16 protein-coding genes and 1 tRNA gene are annotated in these 18,464 nt (G+C 46.1%); 4 read left to right on the forward strand and 13 right to left on the reverse strand.

What is annotated here, in order from left to right:
* Nucleotides 1–258 precede the first annotated feature (258 nt).
* From lysS to tilS, 11 genes are all read right to left on the reverse strand, one after another.
* A complete protein-coding gene (gene lysS / locus AC4EG4_RS18665; protein WP_490980215.1) occupies nucleotides 259–1,743 on the reverse strand; it encodes a lysine--tRNA ligase in 1,485 nt (494 codons plus the stop codon).
* Between the two features lie 207 nt (nucleotides 1,744–1,950).
* Entirely contained in the window at nucleotides 1,951–2,442 is a 492-nt protein-coding gene (gene folK, locus AC4EG4_RS18670; protein WP_490988679.1) for a 2-amino-4-hydroxy-6-hydroxymethyldihydropteridine diphosphokinase, read from the reverse strand.
* A complete protein-coding gene (gene folB, locus AC4EG4_RS18675; protein WP_490980217.1) occupies nucleotides 2,439–2,804 on the reverse strand; it encodes a dihydroneopterin aldolase in 366 nt (121 codons plus the stop codon). The genes folK and folB overlap by 4 nt, the downstream gene beginning before the upstream one ends.
* Nucleotides 2,804–3,616: a dihydropteroate synthase gene (gene folP / locus AC4EG4_RS18680; RefSeq protein WP_490980218.1), complete on the reverse strand. Its 813-nt coding sequence runs from the start codon at nucleotides 3,614–3,616 to the stop codon at nucleotides 2,804–2,806. The genes folB and folP overlap by 1 nt, the downstream gene beginning before the upstream one ends.
* 130 nt (nucleotides 3,617–3,746) lie before the next feature.
* Nucleotides 3,747–4,688 (reverse strand): cysteine synthase A, encoded by a 942-nt coding sequence (gene cysK / locus AC4EG4_RS18685; protein ID WP_490980219.1) that lies wholly within the window; start codon nucleotides 4,686–4,688, stop codon nucleotides 3,747–3,749.
* A gap of 133 nt (nucleotides 4,689–4,821) precedes the next feature.
* Nucleotides 4,822–5,763 carry a peptidyl-prolyl cis-trans isomerase gene (locus tag AC4EG4_RS18690; protein WP_490988680.1) on the reverse strand — a complete coding sequence of 314 codons (942 nt, stop codon included), beginning with the start codon at nucleotides 5,761–5,763 and terminating at the stop codon, nucleotides 4,822–4,824.
* A complete protein-coding gene (gene hslO / locus AC4EG4_RS18695) occupies nucleotides 5,747–6,628 on the reverse strand; it encodes an Hsp33 family molecular chaperone HslO (protein ID WP_490980221.1) in 882 nt (293 codons plus the stop codon). The genes AC4EG4_RS18690 and hslO overlap by 17 nt, the downstream gene beginning before the upstream one ends.
* Nucleotides 6,629–6,645: 17 nt before the next feature.
* Entirely contained in the window at nucleotides 6,646–7,413 is a 768-nt protein-coding gene (locus AC4EG4_RS18700) for a type III pantothenate kinase (RefSeq protein ID WP_490980222.1), read from the reverse strand.
* Nucleotides 7,414–7,528: 115 nt separating this feature from the next.
* On the reverse strand, nucleotides 7,529–9,544 hold the full coding sequence (gene ftsH / locus AC4EG4_RS18705; RefSeq protein ID WP_490980223.1) for an ATP-dependent zinc metalloprotease FtsH: 2,016 nt from the start codon (nucleotides 9,542–9,544) through the stop codon (nucleotides 7,529–7,531).
* A gap of 121 nt (nucleotides 9,545–9,665) precedes the next feature.
* On the reverse strand, nucleotides 9,666–10,217 hold the full coding sequence (gene hpt, locus AC4EG4_RS18710; protein WP_490980224.1) for a hypoxanthine phosphoribosyltransferase: 552 nt from the start codon (nucleotides 10,215–10,217) through the stop codon (nucleotides 9,666–9,668).
* Nucleotides 10,218–10,249: 32 nt separating this feature from the next.
* Entirely contained in the window at nucleotides 10,250–11,638 is a 1,389-nt protein-coding gene (tilS, locus tag AC4EG4_RS18715; RefSeq protein ID WP_490988681.1) for a tRNA lysidine(34) synthetase TilS, read from the reverse strand.
* Between the two features lie 122 nt (nucleotides 11,639–11,760).
* Between tilS and AC4EG4_RS18720 the strand changes: the two genes are divergently transcribed.
* Nucleotides 11,761–11,834 (forward strand) — tRNA-Met (locus AC4EG4_RS18720).
* Between the two features lie 188 nt (nucleotides 11,835–12,022).
* On the opposite strand, the gene AC4EG4_RS18725 is transcribed toward AC4EG4_RS18720, so the two are convergent.
* Together AC4EG4_RS18725 and AC4EG4_RS18730 are read right to left on the reverse strand one after the other, a co-directional pair.
* A complete protein-coding gene (locus tag AC4EG4_RS18725) occupies nucleotides 12,023–12,442 on the reverse strand; it encodes a S1 domain-containing RNA-binding protein (protein ID WP_065536328.1) in 420 nt (139 codons plus the stop codon).
* 116 nt (nucleotides 12,443–12,558) lie between these two features.
* Entirely contained in the window at nucleotides 12,559–12,969 is a 411-nt protein-coding gene (locus AC4EG4_RS18730; protein WP_490980226.1) for an FtsB family cell division protein, read from the reverse strand.
* A gap of 280 nt (nucleotides 12,970–13,249) precedes the next feature.
* Here AC4EG4_RS18730 and AC4EG4_RS18735 point away from each other — a divergent pair, with 280 nt between their 5' ends.
* The 3 genes from AC4EG4_RS18735 to argF are packed head-to-tail and all read left to right on the forward strand — an operon-like array spanning nucleotide 13,250 to nucleotide 18,361.
* Nucleotides 13,250–14,320, forward strand: coding sequence for a carbamoyl phosphate synthase small subunit (locus tag AC4EG4_RS18735; protein ID WP_490988682.1), 1,071 nt, complete (start codon nucleotides 13,250–13,252; stop codon nucleotides 14,318–14,320).
* Nucleotides 14,313–17,411, forward strand: a complete 3,099-nt coding sequence (carB, locus tag AC4EG4_RS18740; protein ID WP_490988683.1) for a carbamoyl-phosphate synthase (glutamine-hydrolyzing) large subunit — start codon at nucleotides 14,313–14,315, stop codon at nucleotides 17,409–17,411. Before AC4EG4_RS18735 ends, carB begins: the two co-directional genes overlap by 8 nt.
* Complete coding sequence (argF, locus tag AC4EG4_RS18745; RefSeq protein ID WP_490980229.1) at nucleotides 17,408–18,361, forward strand: ornithine carbamoyltransferase; 954 nt, start codon at nucleotides 17,408–17,410, stop codon at nucleotides 18,359–18,361. The genes carB and argF overlap by 4 nt, the downstream gene beginning before the upstream one ends.
* The last annotated feature ends 103 nt before the right edge of the window (nucleotides 18,362–18,464 follow it).

Raw genomic sequence — 18,464 nt, forward strand, 5'->3', positions numbered from 1 at the left:
TTGCTGTTTGTTGACGTTTTGCTGTTCAGTTTTCAAGGTTCAAGTTGTTTGTCACGCTCATTTGGCGACTTTTCAATATTACCAGCTTCCTTTTGAGAAGTCAATAATTATTTTGCTTTGTTATTCTTCGCATCTTTTATTATGAAAAACGCGACAAGAAATAGTATAGCATCTTCTTAAAACAGATACAAGCCCTTTTATAAAGAAAACCGATTTAAAGAAAAAAATCTCTTTAAATCGGCATTTTCTGAAGATACCTTATTCTTTTGGACGCATTTGCGGGAACAACAGTACATCTCTAATAGAGGAAGAATTTGTTAACAACATAATTAACCGGTCAATTCCGATTCCCAGTCCACCTGTTGGCGGCAATCCATATTCCAAAGCTTCTATGAAGTCCTCGTCCATTTCATGGGCCTCGTCATTTCCTTCGTCCTTCTCTACCAGCTGCGCTTCAAAACGCTCACGCTGATCAATGGGGTCGTTTAACTCCGTAAATGCGTTGGCGTGCTCACGACGAACGATAAACAGTTCAAAGCGATCAGTAAATCGCTCATCTTCAGGGTTCTTTTTCGCTAATGGCGAAATTTCAACTGGATGTCCGAAAACAAACGTCGGTTGAACTAACTGCTCTTCCACTATCTGTTCGAAGAACTCATTTAAAATATGTCCTGCTTCCATAGTAGGTTTTACATCAATATTATGTTCTTTCGCTAAAGCATGGGCTTCTTCTTTGGACATTTGCTTCCAGAAATCCACACCCGTGTATTCTTTTACCGCATCAGCCATATGCAGACGTTTCCAACCTACAGCTAAATCAATTTCATCTTCGCCGTACTGTACGGTAGTCGTCCCAAGAACTTCTTGCGCTACGTGCGCTACTAAGTTTTCAGTAAGTGCCATGATGTCGTTGTAATCTGCGTAAGCTTCATACAGTTCCAACATAGTAAACTCAGGGTTATGGCGCGTTGATATTCCTTCGTTGCGGAAAACGCGGCCGATTTCATAGACCTTCTCCAAACCGCCGACAATCAGGCGTTTCAAATGAAGTTCAATGGCGATGCGGATATACAGTTCCATATCCAGTGCATTATGGTGCGTGATAAACGGTTTTGCGGCGGCTCCTCCTGCAATTGAATGGAGCATTGGCGTTTCGACTTCTAAAAATCCTGCGTTATCCAAGTAACGGCGCATCGACTGGATGATGCGGCTGCGCAGAATAAATGTCTCTTTGCTGGTGTCGCTTGTCAACAAGTCCAAGTACCGTTGACGGTAGCGCTGTTCTACATCTTTTAAACCATGAAATTTTTCAGGCAAGGGACGCAATGCTTTTGTCAGGAATTCTACTTCTTTCGCCTTAACTGATAGTTCTCCTACATTCGTTTTAAAGACAGTTCCTTTAATTCCGAGAATATCTCCCAAGTCGACTGTGTTATAAAATTCATAGGCTTCTTCGCCAATTGCATCTTTGCGTACATAAATCTGAATCTGTCCTTTAAGGTCCTGAATATGGGCAAAACCTGCTTTCCCTTTTCCACGCTTCGTCATAACCCGCCCTGCAATAACAACTTCATGCGGAGTTTCTTCAAGTTCTTCTTTAGAAAGCTCACCGTATTGCTCAATAATTTCTTGCGAAAGGTGAGTTCGTTCAAAGCGGCCGCCGAACGGGTCCATTCCGTTGTCACGGAACGCCTGCATTTTTTCGCGTCTCACCAATAATTGGTCATTTAATTCTTCTGACATGTCCTACACTCCTTTATCTATATAAAGCCAATCTCATTCACGTATTTCTCTATTGTACACAATTTCTTACTACACTACATAAAAAAGCAGCCACAAATTTGTGACGGCTCTGCGTTCTATGCATCGACCAGCCATTTTCAACCAGTCAATCATGTGGGGCACCAGCATTTCACTTACCGTAAATCTTTTATATGTAAGGTTTTACCGCTACTGTACATGTTGCACAAACTCATTTACGCTGCGATACGATCGCCACAAGCGCACGCCATCTGTTTCCAAAGCACCGATGACTTTTAGATTCGGATTTATTTCCAGCAACGGAACCAAGACAAAAGCTCGCTCGTGCATCCTCGGATGTGGAATGATCAGCCTCTCTGTTTCCAACTCCTCTTGATTGTATAATAAAATATCAAGATCAATTGTCCGCGGTCCCCACCTGACGAGACGCTTGCGGTTTAAATTTTGTTCGACTTCCTGACAAACATCAAGCAGCGCCAATGCTTCAAGTTCCGCTTCAAGTTGGACGACCATATTCAAAAAAGGCTCCTGATCTATAAATCCTACAGGGTCTGTTTCATAGAGAGAAGATATGCCGATAACCGTGATGGCGGGATGGTCTGCCAGCTGTGAGACAGCCTGCCGCAGCATGTCGAAACGGTCTCCCATATTGGAGCCAAGCGATAAATAGCTTTGGTTCATGCGAATGTTCCTCGCGTCAGTTCAATGGCCACGGATTTATAATGACCAGGGATCGGCGGATCTGGTTTGATTAACTGTACACGGATGCCTTGCACCAATGGGAACTCAGCCAGAATTCGACCGGCCACGCTTTCCGCCACAGCTTCCACCAGTTTTTTCGGTTCTCCCTCGACGATTGACCGGCAGGCTTCGTAAACTTCTCCGTAGTGCACCGTATGCTCTAAGGCATCTGTCTTTCCAGCCTGCTGCAGGTCCACTGCTAATGAAACCGTTAGCCGAAATCGCTGGCCCAATTTTGTTTCTTCAGGAAATACACCGTGGTAGCCATAAAACTCCATATCGTTCACATGAATAAAATCCATTACTTCTCCTCCTTGTATGGGCGCTTGCCTGTCATTGCATCCATCATTCGGACTACGCGCACCGTTTCTTTTACATCATGGACCCGCACAACGTGACAGCCTTGGTTGATGCCGTAGCAAACTGTTGCGAGCGAGCCTTCCAAGCGTTCATCGACAGGAACATCCAAAATCTTTCCGATAAACGATTTTCTTGACGTGCCAAGAAGAACCGGATAGCCCCATTCTGTCATCCGTCCGATCAATTGCATCGCTTCGAGATTTTGAGCCACAGATTTAGCAAATCCGACACCCGGATCCAGCCAAATATTTTCTTTGCATACACCAGCAGCCAAGGAAATCTGAATGCTTTCAGCAAGGTCCTGCAACAGGTCTTCCTGAAAATCCGAGTATGATGCTTCGCTGCGGTTGTGCATCAAGATAATGGGCACACCCCATTTGGCTGCTACGCCCGCAATTGCCGGATCGTATTTAGCTCCCCAAATGTCGTTGATCATATGCGCCCCTGCTGCAAGTGCTGCATCAGCTACACGCGATTTGTACGTATCAATGGAAATCACCACGTCAAACTGCTGCCGCAACGCTTCAATTACCGGAACAACTCGCGCTATTTCTTCATCATCAGAAATCTGTATATAACCTGGGCGTGTGGATTCTCCACCCACGTCGATAATATCCACGCCATCCGCAATCATCCGCCGCGCATGGATCAACGCCTGCTCCACCCCGTTGTATTTGCCCCCATCGGAAAAAGAATCCGGCGTGACGTTCAATATGCCCATAACGAGCGTTTTATCTTTTAGATTAATTTTCATCAAGCTTCACCGTCCACATCTTATATAGGTATCTATCCCTGAGGAATAAAAGCGCGCCTTCATCTTACCGCAATTAACCAGTTTTGTTCCACAAAAAAAGGGCAGCCAGGAGGCATACCCTTTTAATCATTTAGTTAGATTCCTCAAATTGATAAAGCGGTGTACTCAAGTAGCGTTCTCCGTTGGACGGAATAATCGCCAATACTTTTTTGCCTTTGCCCAAGCGTTTGGCAACTTGAAGAGCGGCATAAATCGCAGCCCCTGAAGATACGCCTCCAAGAATGCCTTCTTCACGCGCAGCTTGGCGTGCGGTCGCATAAGATTGCTCATTGCTAACTTGGATAATCTCATTGTAAATCTCTGTGTTCAATACAGCAGGGACGAATCCTGCTCCAATTCCTTGGATTTTATGCGGGCCTGGCTTGCCTCCCGATAGGACAGGAGAATCTGTAGGCTCTACAGCTACGATCTGAATATCCGGATATTTTTCTTTCAACACTTGGCCAGCACCCGTGATGGTTCCGCCTGTACCAATTCCTGAAATAAATGCGTCCAACTGATCGCCCATTGTTTCCACAATTTCCGGACCCGTCGTTAAGCGATGCACTTCTGGGTTCGCTTCGTTGTTGAACTGCTGAGGCATGAACCAGCCTTTTTCAGCCGCTTCTTTTTCCGCAGTTTTGATGGCGCCATTGGGTCCGTTCATCCCATCTGCACCAGGCGTCAAAATCAATTCTGCCCCGTATGCACGCAGTAGATTGCGGCGTTCCATGCTCATCGTTTCCGGCATAACCAATACCGATTTATAGCCTTTAGCTGCTGCAATCATCGCTAAACCGATTCCCGTGTTGCCGCTTGTCGGTTCAATGATCGTGTCGCCTTCTTTTAGGTCTCCTGACTTTTCAGCCGCTTCAATCATCGCCAGCGCAATGCGGTCTTTCACACTGCTGCCAGGATTAAAGTATTCTAGTTTCAAATAAACTTCCGCATCTTCAGGACCTGTCAATCGATTTAATTTCACAATTGGGGTTTGCCCAATCAATTCGGTAATTGAATTTCCTACACGTGCCATTTTTCAACACTCCTAATCCCTAGTGATTTTGTCGACTTTAATAAAGCTAATGGTATCAATAATCCGGATCGTTTGTCAAATAGTATGAATTTATAAAAAATAGACGTTTCGCTGCCGAAACGTCCAGTAAAACTTATTCTCCATAAAACCATTCGGCATCGAATTCCTGCCAAAATGCCTCCGGGGTCACCGATTGCGGCAGTTGCTCCAACGCCAGCTCACGGTTGATATGGCCTGCTACATCCTCAAATGAAAACGTCTGGCCTTCCACCTTTTCAGTCACAGAGATGATGGCAGTTCGACCGTCTTCAAGCGCCAGCGGAGTTGACCAGCCGCCAACTTCAACTTCTGCCACAGTCGTGGAGATATTTTCATCTACGCCCGGGTCGCCACTCGAGATATACCCAATGTCCCCACCGAGATTGCCTGTCGCACTGTCGATTGAACGTTCACGGGCAGTCGCTTCGAATGAAGAGCCTTTTTCCAGTTCAGCAATGGTTTCTTCAGCTTCCGCGACCGAGTTCAGCACAATCATGCGTGTCCGGTAGGAGTCTTTCACATCATAAAGTGATTGATTGTCATCATAGTAGGCCTGAATTTCACTGTCTTCGATAACAATATCTTTAGTCAGCACTTTTTCAAGAATCAGTTGGGCTTCTACTTTTTCACGTTGGCGTGTTTCATCTGCCGCATATAAAGCCGTTTCCGTACTATCTTGCGAAGACCGCAACAACGCTAATTCCAAGTCAATTTCATTTTCCGTTACTTCAATTCCATAATCGCTTGCTGCTGTCGCCATCACTTTTTCATTGACCAGTTCGAGCAATGCTTCGCGGCCATGCTGTTCTTCCATAGAAGCTAGCCATTCTTCACGCGTGATGTCTTCGCCGCTGACAGAAGCCACTGTTTCCGCATTCCCTGCGTCATTTGGAATCAACCACGCAATAAACCATAGCAAGTTAGCTAATAGCAAAATTCCGATAATCAATAATACCGGTTTGGTTTTTAAATGTCGTTTCGGCTTGCCTGTCCCTGCCGGTGGCACAGGTCGCCGGTTATTATGACTGGAGTTCATTGATAAACGATTCGAGTTCCTCTTTAGAATACTGATACGTTTCCAGGCAGAAATGGCATTGCGCTTCTGCCATGCCGTCTTCGTCGATCATGTCTTGAATTTCTTTTTTTCCAAGCCCCAGAATTGCTGTAGCAAACCGATCTTTGGAACAGTTACAGTCGAAATTTACCGGCATTTTATCAAGAATTTGGACATTTCCTTCTCCAAGTACCGCTTCAAGAATTTCTTCAGGCGACAGTCCCCGCTGAATCATTTTGGAGACAGGTTCGATGTTGGACAGGCGCTCTTCAATTTTTGTAATGGTTTCATCGTCTGTATTTGGCATCAATTGCACGATAAAACCACCAGCTGCCAGCACCGAATTGTCCGTGTCAACTAAGACACCCAATCCGACAGAAGAAGGCACTTGTTCAGATGCAGCAAAATAATAAGTAAAATCTTCAGCAATCTCTCCGGATACGATCGGTGTTTGGCCTGTGAAGTTATCACGCATGCCCAAGTCTTTAACGACCGACATCATACCGTCCGTACCAACCGCACGGCTGACATCCAATTTTCCTTGTTTGTTCAAATCAAAATGGGTTTGAGGGTTCGAGGCATATCCGCGGACGCCGCCTTTTCCATTGCTGTCCACCAGCAAAGCACCAACCGGTCCGCCGCCTTCAAACTTAATCGTCACTTTATCGTCGCCTTTCAGCATCGCGCCAAGCATGACGCCGCCAGTCATGGCACGCCCCAAAGCTGCCGTTGCTGTTGGCCACATCATGTGGCGACGCTGTGCTTCTCCAACTGTTTTCGTACTGTCTACTGCAAATGCACGGACACTCCCGTTAAATCCGAGGCCGCGAACTAAATAATCTGACACAAGTATCGTTCCTTTCTTTACGCTTGGTTGCGTTTATATATTAAATACAAGCCCTTTAAAGTCAAAAAAGGATCTACGTAATCAATAACCGTTGATTCGTCAGCAATGATCGAAGCCATGCCACCGGTCGCAATGACTGTTGGCGTTTTCTTGCTCTGTTTTTTCATGCGCGCTACAATTCCTTCAGCCTGGCCCACATAGCCGTAGACGATGCCTGCCTGCATTGCAGATATGGTATTTTTTCCGACAACCTGATCAGGCGTAGCAATCTCTATTCGCGGCAACTTAGAAGCTCGCGCATAAAGTGCTTCTGTAGAAATGTTGATGCCCGGAGCAATAGCCCCGCCCATATATTGCTGTTTTTCATCAATATAACAGAACGTGTTGGCCGTGCCGAAGTCTACAATGATTAGCGGACTGCCGTATTCATGTATGGCTGCAACTGCATTGACAATACGGTCGGCGCCAACTTCCCTTGGATTGTCGTACTTGATATTGAGCCCAGTTTTAACACCAGGTCCGACAATCATCGGTTTTACCTGAAAATATTTTTGGCACATCCGCTCCAGGGCAGACATGATCGGCGGCACAACCGAAGACATAATAACACCGTTGATAGATGAAAAGCTTAAGTCGGCATCGTTTAAAAATGCCTTAATCTGCATCCCATACTCATCTTCTGTTTTATAGCGAAGAGTCTCCATACGCCAATGATGCAATAACTGGTCCTGATCATAGACACCCAGGACGATATTTGTGTTTCCAGCATCCAATACTAAAATCATGATTTGCCCTCACTTATTGACGAATTTCCACCACATCATACCATAATTTCAAGAAAGCAAAAAGCTGATCGCCTCTTCCCTTCAAAGGGAACGGGCAACCAGCTCATCATTTTGCTTATTTGCGTCTTTCTTGAATCGGATCACTTACTGGAGCCGACTCGCCGCCTTCTTCTGGCAGGTCTCCTGCTGAAGGGTCAGCTGGTGCACCTACTGCGTCTGCAGCGTCACCGTCTTTTTTCAAATCAGGTGTGTTGTCATCTCCAAAGTCGCCGTTCAATGTTTCGTATGAACGTTCAGGGAGCGTTCCATGATCTTTCAAGTGAAGGATCTGGGCAGCATCCAATGTTTCAACTTCAAGCAATGTATTGGCAATTAATTTCAGAAGGTCCTGGTTTTCAGTCAGAATCTCTTTTGTGCGAATATACTGCTCTTTGATGATGCGTTGGACTTCCTGATCAATTTCAAATGCGATTGCATCCGAATAGTTTTGTTCTGAGTTAAAGTCACGTCCTAAGAAAACGTTCCCGCCTTGCGCTGTACCGAATTGAACCGGACCAATCTTATCACTCATGCCGTATTCCGTTACCATGCTGCGGGCAATTGCCGTCGCACGTTGGAAATCGTTATGGGCGCCGGTCGATACTTCACCGAATGAAAGGTCTTCAGCTACACGGCCTCCGAGTAATCCCGCAATTTTATCAAGCAATTCCGGTTTCGTCATAAAGTAGCGATCTTCTCTTGGCAGCATGACAGCATAGCCGCCAGCTTGGCCACGAGGAACAATGGTTACTTTATGAACGATATCTGCGTCATCCAATATTAAGCCGATCACAGTATGCCCGGATTCGTGGAATGCCACGATATTGCGTTCTTTTTTCGAGATAACACGGTTTTTCTTAGCAGGACCTGCAATAACACGGTCTGATGCTTCATCAAGATCGGACATATCGATTTTGAGCTTACTGCGACGAGCTGCCACAAGTGCCGCTTCGTTCAATAAATTCTCTAAATCGGCACCTGAGAATCCAGGTGTGCGCTGAGCGATCGCTTTTAAATCAACATTTTCATCAAGCGGTTTGTTGCGTGCATGTACTTTAAGCACTTCTTCACGGCCCTTAACATCTGGACGACCTACAGTAATCTGACGGTCAAAACGTCCTGGACGAAGCAAAGCAGGATCCAAAATATCTGGACGGTTTGTTGCTGCAATAATAATAACGCCTTCGTTTGCACCAAAGCCATCCATCTCAACTAATAGTTGGTTCAATGTCTGCTCACGCTCATCGTGTCCACCGCCAAGACCAGCGCCACGCTGGCGACCGACTGCGTCAATTTCATCGATGAAAATGATACAAGGTGCATTTTTCTTAGCGTTTTCAAACAAATCACGAACTCGAGAAGCCCCGACACCCACAAACATTTCTACGAAATCAGAACCACTGATTGAGAAGAAAGGAACGCCTGCTTCTCCGGCCACGGCACGTGCCAACAAGGTTTTACCGGTACCCGGAGGTCCAACAAGCAAAATCCCTTTTGGAATGCGCGCGCCAATGTCTGCAAATCTGCGCGGATCTTTCAGGAAATCAACAACTTCTACAAGTTCCTGTTTCTCTTCATCTGCTCCAGCTACATCATTAAAGCGAACTTTTTGTTTCTGATCATCATACAACTTCGCTTTGCTTTTACCAAAGTTCATCACACGGCCGCCTCCGCCGCCTTGTGACTGATTAAGCAAGAAGAAGAAAAGGATGAAGATGATGATAAACGGAATGATGCCTGTGAAAAATGAAACCCAACCACTTGTTTGTGGGGCTTTCAAGAATTCAACCTGCACATCCTGCGAGCTGGCGACTTCATCGATTTGAGTCGTCAATGCTTCGTTTTCAAGCGGAATATTCGTTACAAATGACTGGCCTTCTTCATAGCCTTCCATTACGCCTGTAACTTCATAAACCATTGCTTCTGGCTGAATGGTTACTTCCGTAATTTCCCCATTTTCCAGTGCTTCTAAAAATTCGTTATATCCTATATTTTCAGTCGGCTGGTTGCTATTGTTAAAAGTGCCCAGAATCCCGATAATAACTAGGAAAATCAGTAAATAAAATATGGTGTATCGAAATATCCGATTCATCCCGCGCCTCCTCATAAAGTTTCCCTAAAACTATACTAAATACTACCATAGGAACATTTAAGCATACAACGAAAAGGCCTTATTCCCGCTGATAAATCCATAGACTGTGAACGATCGTTGTCTATTCTTCTTCTCCGCTGTAAACTGAAGGCTTCAGAATCCCAATGTACGGCAAATTCCGGTATCTTTCTGCGTAATCCAACCCGTAGCCCACCACAAATGCATCCGGTACGATAAAGCCGACATAATCAGCTTTCAAGTCGACTTTGCGTCCTGTCGGCTTGTCCAGCAATGTAACGATCTTGATCGACTTGGCTTTCCGGTACTTGAACAGGTCCACCAAATAGCTGAGCGTCAATCCACTGTCGATGATGTCTTCGATAATCAGAAGGTCGCGTCCTTCAACACTAGCGTTTAAATCTTTGATGATTTTAACTTCTCCTGAAGAAACGGTAGCATTGCCATAGCTTGAAACGTCCATGAAATCCATTTCGACAAAGCCGTCAATGCGTTTCATCAAATCTCCCATAAATGGCATTGCGCCTTTTAATACACCAATAGCCAGTGGATACTTGTCTTTGTAATCCTCTGTCAACGTTGCCCCTAATTCACGTGCTTTTTCCTGGAGCAGTTCTTCACTGATCAATACTTCTTTAATATCGTTCTGTAGCATGGTGGACCTCCTAATAATCCTGGTTTTACACTCTATAAACATTGTTCAATTAGTACCCAATTGTCTCCGTCGCGTTTGTGTCGACTGACCATAACAGATGGGCGTAAGCCTGGCACCAATAAAAGTTCGTTTTTGCCAGTTGCAATGACAGGCCAACTTGCTCTCTGAGGCACAGGGATTTTTTCATCAATCATTAAACGCGCCAATTTCTTTGGCTGATCCATTCCGGCAAGCTGAATCCGGTCACCTGGTTTTCTGCTTCTCAAAAAAAACTGCGAATCTTCCGGCGCACAAAAATACCAAGTTGCAGCATCTTCGGTTTTTTTCCATTCCTCGGAAGGCATGACTTTGTAACGGCAGCCATGGTAAAGCGTCGTCCATTCAGTTGTAATCGAGACGAATGCAGCAGGGGTGGGTTCGAGCGATTGGCGGGTCAGAAAGACCGTGTCGTATTGGCGGGTCGCTACATAATTTTTCGGCAAATGTAAGAAAACAGTGCCAGAAGAACTTTGCATCATTTCCTGCATTTGTTCAGCCAGCTGTCTTGTTACGGGAACTTGCTTCGGATTATATAGATAGTTTAATAGTAGTAGAACCATTCTTTTTTGTAAAGCGCGCGCCTCGAGTCTGAAACTTTTGGCAGACAAAACAATCGCATCTGCTTTTGTCCGAATCAATTGCTGCAATTTTTCCTCAGCCAATTCCCTCAAAAATTGCTGATCCTGCTGCATATCTTCAGCCAGTTCAACAAAATTTTGGGAAGCTTGGTTATTTTCTTCTTTCAACAGCGGCAAAACTCGCTGCCGCAGCCGATTTCGTGCATAAGCCGATTCCGCGTTGCTGGAGTCTTCCCGGTACGGAATTCCGTGCGCTTTGGCATATGCTGCAATCTGTTCTTTATCCACCGCCAATTGAGGACGGATCAAGCGACCGGTTCCAAACAAACGGCTGGTTGGCATTCCAAAATCACCATCCTGTAGGCTCCCTCTTAACCCTGACATAAGGACAGTCTCAAGCTGATCGTCTGCATGATGGGCCGTTGCCAGTTTGGCAGCACCGGTTTTTTCCATGATTTCCTGGAAGAAAGCGTAACGTTCAGATCGGCACAACTGCTGCTTGTTGCCTCCTCTTTCTTTCCAAATATCCGGGATTGAAATAGCTCGGCTAAAGCAATCCACTCCCCATTCCTTAGCTATTGCTTCCGTAAATTTTCTGTCTTGTTTGGATTCCTCGCCTCTCAGCATATGGTCAACATGGACGGCTGCAATGGAAATGCCAAACTCGTCTTTATTGGCATTCAAGAAATGAAGCAATACCATCGAATCGATTCCTCCCGAACAGCCAACCAGTACAAGGTCTCCGGAATCAAGCAAGCGATGCTTGCGGATATGCTCCGTCATCAGCTCCTGAAAGCTTTTCATTTTTTTCACCTCGCTCGCCTTTATCTTTAAGATAGTCCAGAAGAATAAGATAAAATTATTTTAAAATGGCAATTGACAGCTGGATCTTTCAATAGTATGCTATTAAATGTTCGTTTAAACAAGGCGGCGTAGCTCAGCTGGCTAGAGCGTACGGTTCATACCCGTGAGGTCGGGGGTTCGATCCCCTCTGCCGCCATTATTCTTCAACTGAAAACTTTATCCTTAAGCAGCGTCCGAATCGGACGTTGCTTTTTTTGCGTCAAATTTCCCAGGCAAATCCACTAAATGCGATTAAAAAAAACGCTTCCCATGTGAGAAGCGTTTCTACTATTGATTTCCAACTGTGTTGAAGCATTTCCCTATACTATTAAAACAGCTAGCAAGTTAGCCTCTTTTTGCTCCTCGGCCGCCGCGTTTCGATTCCGTAGCGCGTTTCAAGGTCGTCATGTTTTCTTCGCTGTCCTTCAAGAACTTCGCCATTTTTGTTTCGAAGTTTTCTTTTGGAGCGCGTTCAAACGAACGATTGCTTGGACGTGGGCGTTGTGGTCGTTCTGTGCCGCCGGGTGGCTGTGGCTTCGCTTTACGAATGGACAGACCAATTTTGCCGTCTGCTTCTACATTCATGACTTTAACTTCTACCATTTCGCCAACTTTTAAATGATCGTTAATATCTTTCACATAGTTGTCGGCGACTTCACTTATATGCACGAGGCCTGTTGCACCAGTTGGAAGCTGAACAAATGCTCCAAAGTTTGTAATACCTGTGACTTTACCTTCTAACTTGCTGCCTACTTCAATCGACATAAAAAAAATGCTCCTCCTTAAAAATTAAGATGACTCCAAAATACTGGGCCACACTGTCATTTTGCGGGACTTATCCCACTTTTTATTATAACCATCAAAAAAAGAGTGTCAACTGACTACTCTTCTTCTGTAGGATTTTCTTCATCAGTTGGTGTTGTAAAAATAATCTCTCCTTCATCTGAAAGAAAGTAATCTTTGCGCGCCAATTTAGCCAAATATTCTTCATCATTTAATAATAGAATTTGTTCTTCCAACTGGTTCTGCTCTTTTTCAACTTCTTCAAGCATCAGCAATGTTTCTTCACGAAGCTGTTCTTTTTCAGAAATCGTCTGCGATTGGGCATAAATCGTAGACCCGACCCAAATTGTCGCCACTAACACCATTAAACCAAATACGCTCAGCCTTCTCAATAATCGTACCCGGTGAGCTTTTTTGCGCTGCCCTTCCATTTCAACCGAACGGACATAGTCATTGCGAATTGAGGTGACTTCGCGCTTTTCCGTCTGGTTGTCTCTCTTCAAACTCATGACCCGCTCCCCTTCCATACTAACTTTGTCATTATTATACATGAAAAGCCTTGATATTATAAGCTTTTTGAATAATTCCCGCTATTTTCACTCTATTTCTTAAAAAATCCAACTCGAACTTTTACTTTCAATTAATAAAAATACTATTGACTTAATTTTTATACAGTTTTATAATACTAATCATTATCTTTTTATGAACGTTTATAGGGTTTCATCGAATTTTAATTTATTCTAAACTTATAAATATACAAAATTATTGAATAAAATTGGAGTGAAGCAAATGACAGGTTTATTGACGTTATCAGATGGAAAAGCATTCAAAGGGCAATGGCATGGCGAGGTTTCTGCTATTCAAGGAGAAATCGTCTTTTTCACGGGAATGACCGGCTATGAAGAAGTTTTGACTGATCCTTCTTATAAAGGTCAGATTATCGTCTTTTCTTACCCTTTGATCGGGCAATACGGAATCCAGTCGCTTTATGCACAGTCCGACCAAATCCAGACTGCTGGCATCATTGTTGCCGGATTGTATGAAGGTCCTCTCAGCAAGGATGCCATTTCGCTCGCTGACTTTGCCACCAGCCACAAGATTCCCATTTTGAGCGGAGTCGACACACGTTCTGTCATTCAAAATGTTCGTGAATCGGGAACAATGCAATCGCAGCTTGTCCATGCATCCTTGCCAGAACTGCCTTGGAAACCGGTGCAAACCGATTTCTTCCCGGTCATCACAACTCTTCAAGAAATCCAAGCTTTCGGTTCCGGCTCGACTCACATTGGATTGATTGATTTCCATTATAAATCTTCTATTTTAAAAGAACTGCTCGAATTGGACTGCAAGGTCAGCATCATTCCTTATGCAACTCCAACAGAAAAGCTCGACTCACTCGGACTGGACGGCCTGCTTTTTTCAAATGGCCCAGGAGATCCGGCAGCCCTTCAGCATTTACTTCCCACATACCGCGACTGGGCTGAACGCTATCCAAGTTTCGGCATTTGCCTCGGCCACCAAGTCCTCGCTTCGGCATTTGGCGCTAAAACGGCCAAGCTTGCATACGGCCATCGCGGCGCCAATCATCCGGTGATGAACCTGCGGACCAAGCGGGTCAGCATGAGTTCTCAAAATCACAGCTATGTGGTGGAAAGCGCCAGTTTGCAAGGCACGCCGTTTTCCGTACTGTACGAAAACGTCAACGATGGCAGCATTGAAGGCCTTGTCCACAATACCTTGCCCGTGACCACAGTCCAATTCCATCCGGAAGCGGCGCCCGGCCCAGCCGATCACCTTGAACTGTTCCATCAATTTTTAGGGGCCGCACAACAGAAAGAGAGAGTGAAAATGCATGCCTAAGCAAGAAGCCATAAAAAAAGTACTGGTCATTGGCTCGGGAGCCATTGTCATTGGGCAAGCAGCAGAATTTGATTATTCAGGCACTCAGGCATGTATGGCGCTAAAAGAAGAAGGGATTCATGTTGTGCTGATCAATAATAATCCGGCAACCATCATGACCGATAAATCTGTTTCTGACCGAGTCTATTTTGAACCGCTGACTTTGGACAGTGTTACGGCCATCATAAAAAAAGAACGTCCGGATGGCCTGCTTGCAACAGTCGGCGGACAAACCGGCTTAAATCTGGCGATGGCTTTATTCGATTCGGGCATCCTGACACAATATGGTGTTACGCTGCTTGGCACCGACATGAAAGCCATCAAGCAAGCGGAAGACCGCGAACAATTCCGTTCGCTAATGAACCAATTGAGCGAACCTGTTCCAGACAGTGATATTATTTATTCCGTCGAAGACGCCCTAAACTTTGCTGCTTCAGCCGGCTACCCGCTCATCGTGCGTCCGGCTTACACACTGGGTGGCTTTGGCGGCGGAATTGCCGAAAATGAAGAGACCTACATCAAACTGGTCAGTCAAGGATTAAGCGCCAGCCCGATTAAGCAATGTCTGGTCGAAATCAGCATTGCCGGCTACAAGGAAATCGAATATGAAGTTATGCGCGATGCTGACGGAACCTGCATCACCGTTTGCAACATGGAAAACCTGGACCCGGTCGGCGTGCATACGGGCGACTCGATTGTTGTGGCACCCAGCCAGACATTGAACGATAAAGATTTCCATATGCTGCGCAGCTCTTCTATCCACATCATTGAAGCGCTCGGCATTATTGGTGCCTGCAACGTTCAGTTCGCCCTGCACCCGGAAACGTCCGCTTATTATTTGATTGAAGTCAATCCGCGCGTCAGCCGTTCTTCGGCACTCGCTTCCAAAGCAACAGGCTATCCGATTGCCAAGATCGCTGCAAAGCTGGCGATTGGCTACACATTGGCGGAATTGAAAAACCCAGTGACTGGCACCACATTTGCCAGCTTTGAACCCGCACTGGATTACGTAGCCGTCAAAATTCCGCGCTGGCCATTCGACCAGTTCCCGCAGGCTGAGCGCAAACTTGGCACACAAATGAAAGCAACTGGCGAAGTCATGGCTATCGAACGCCGCATGGAAGCCGCGCTGCAAAAAGCGATACGTTCACTTGAATTGCCGATTGATGGATTTCGCCTGGCACCACTTTCCCACTTTTCGACAGAAGATTTATGCACGCTGGCAACTGAAGCCGATGACCGCAGACTGTTTGTGCTTTTTGAACTGTTGATTCGCGGCAAAAGCATTGAATTTTTGCACAGCATCACGGCCATTACGCCTTATTTTCTTTCGGTGATGGCCAATATCGTTACCGAATGGAAAGAGCTTCAGCAACTGGACTGGAACAGCATGACCCGCACCCGCCTGCTGCAAGCCAAAACACTTGGCTTCAGCGATCAGCAATTGGCGGACCTTTGGAATGTCACCTGTCCTGAGATTTGGGGACAGCGACGCATCTGGCAAGTAACGCCTGCTTACCGCATGATTGATACATGTGCTGCCGAGTTCCGGTCAGACACCAATTATTTTTATTCCACATGGCAAGGTTTTTCCGATGTCAGCCGTTCTCACCATAAGAAAAAAGTCGCGGTTGTGGGGTCTGGACCGATTCGAATTGGACAGGGCATCGAATTCGATTATTGCTGCGTCCACAGTGTACTGGCCGCCCAAAAGCTGGGCTATGAAGCGATTATGATCAACAACAATCCGGAAACGGTCAGCACCGATTACGAAGTCGCAGATGCTTTGTATTTTGAACCGATGACGCCAGAAGACATTCTCAATGTCCTGGATTTTGAAGGCATTAATCAGGTCATTCTCCAGTTTGGCGGGCAAACTTCGCTGAATGTGGCAGCTGCTTTGCAGGAAGCCGGCATCACGGTGCTCGGTTCGACAGTCGATTTATTGGATCAAATGGAAGACCGCGACCGGTTTTATGCGTTTCTGGAATCGATCGGCTTGCCGACCATTCCTGGCAAAACGGCACTTGATGCGTCAGCTGTCATACCGGCAGCCCGTTCGCTCGGGTTCCCGGTGCTCTTGCGTCCGTCTTATGTTATCGGCGGGCGCGGCATGATCGTGTTGCATAACGAGGCAGAACTTGGCAAATGGCTGCAGCAAACAACCATGGCCTTTCCGGTACTGGTTGATCATTTTGTCACCGGCAAGGAAGTGGAAGCGGATATCCTGACCGATGGCGAAAATGTCTGGATCTCTGCCATTTTCGAGCATGTTGAAGGAACCGGGGTTCATTCCGGAGACAGTATTTCCATAACACCGCCGGTTTCTTTATCAGAACAGGCACTTCAAGAGCTCTCGAAAACGGCGAAGCATATTGCCAGAAACATGGCATACACGGGCTTGTTCAATATTCAATTTGTCTACGAAGGCGACCAATTATACGTCATGGAAATCAACCCGCGTGCATCGCGTACAGCACCGATCAGCTCGAAAGTGACGGATGTGCCGCTCGTGCAGCATGCGACGGCTCTATTGCTGGGAGTGCCTTTCGAAGAGCTCCACATAGAAGAAAGCTATAACCGACAGCCGGAGTATACGGTCAAAGCACCGGTCTTCTCCCATATTAAACTGCCGGGCTTGTCCCCTGTCCTGTCTCCTGAAATGATGTCGACCGGCGAAGTAATCGGCTCAAGTCCCGACCTGGACACAGCCATCGCAAAAGCCTTGAACGGGGCTTCTGTTCAATTGGCCGACCTTGCTTCTGGCGGCACTGTGTTTGTCGCGGAAGGGTCGATTGCCCAAGTGGACAACACATTGTGGGAATCACACGGCTTTGCCATTGTCACCGAATCACTCATGCCTTTTGAGGAGTGGCTGAAAACAGAAGATAAAAAAGCTTATATCGATTTTGTCCCTGACCCGGAAAGCACCAATGCCAAGCAAGCAGCGATTCACCGTCTCCATGTTTGGACACGCCCTGAAACAGCAGCTGCTTTTAACGGAACGTATTCATCCATTACCACATTACCGAAAGGAGTGCTTGCAAAATGACAATGGCGATTCCATTTGCTCCATCGATTGTCCAAGAAGATTTCCTGTCCCTGAAAGATTACAGCACAGATGAAATTATAGACTTGCTTCATTTGGCAATCGAACTAAAAAAACCCGAAAACAAGTACTTGCCGCTGTTAAAAGGAAAAGTACTCGGCATGATTTTCGAAAAGTCCTCTACCCGTACTCGTGTTTCGTTTGAAGCTGGCATGCTACAGCTCGGCGGCAACGCTATGTTCCTGAGCTCTCAGGACACACAAATAGGACGAGGTGAAACCATTGCCGATACCGGACGCGTCCTGTCAGGTTATCTCGATGGACTGATGATCCGCACGTTCCATCAATCTGTTGTCCAGGAATTGGCAGACTTTAGTTCCATTCCGGTCATCAACGGCTTGACCGATGATTATCACCCTTGCCAGGTGCTGGCGGATTTGATGACCATCCTCGAGCATTTCGGTACACTAAAAGGCAAGAAAATGGCGTACATCGGTGATGGCAATAATATGGCCAACTCCTTGATGATTGGTGCCGCCAAAGTCGGCATGGATATCAGCATCGCCTCACCTGCTACTTATGCGCCCACTGCAGAAATGGTGGCTTTGGCGAAAGACATCGCTCAATACACCGGTTCGACCATTGTTATTACTGACAGCCCGGAACAAGCAGTTGCCGGGAGCGATATTATTTATACCGATGTTTGGGCCAGCATGGGGCAGGAACAGGAAACGATTGAACGCCTGCAGCATTTCCAGGGCTTCCAGGTGAACGAAGAACTCGTCAAGCATGCCAATGAAGATTATATTTTCATGCATTGCCTCCCTGCCCATCGTGAAGAAGAAGTAACGACCGGCATTTTGGAAGGACCGCATTCGGTGATTTTCCAGGAATCCGAAAACCGCCTGCATGCCCAAAAAGCTGTACTCGTTGCGTTGATGGCTGATAAATAAGAAACGCCTAAGGAATCGATCGATTCCTTAGGCGTTTTTCTGTCTACTTGCCGCTGAGCATCAAAATCTTGGCGATTTCATCATATAGAAGATGACCTGCTTT

Source organism: Planococcus sp. TJ-201 (genome assembly GCF_058268495.1).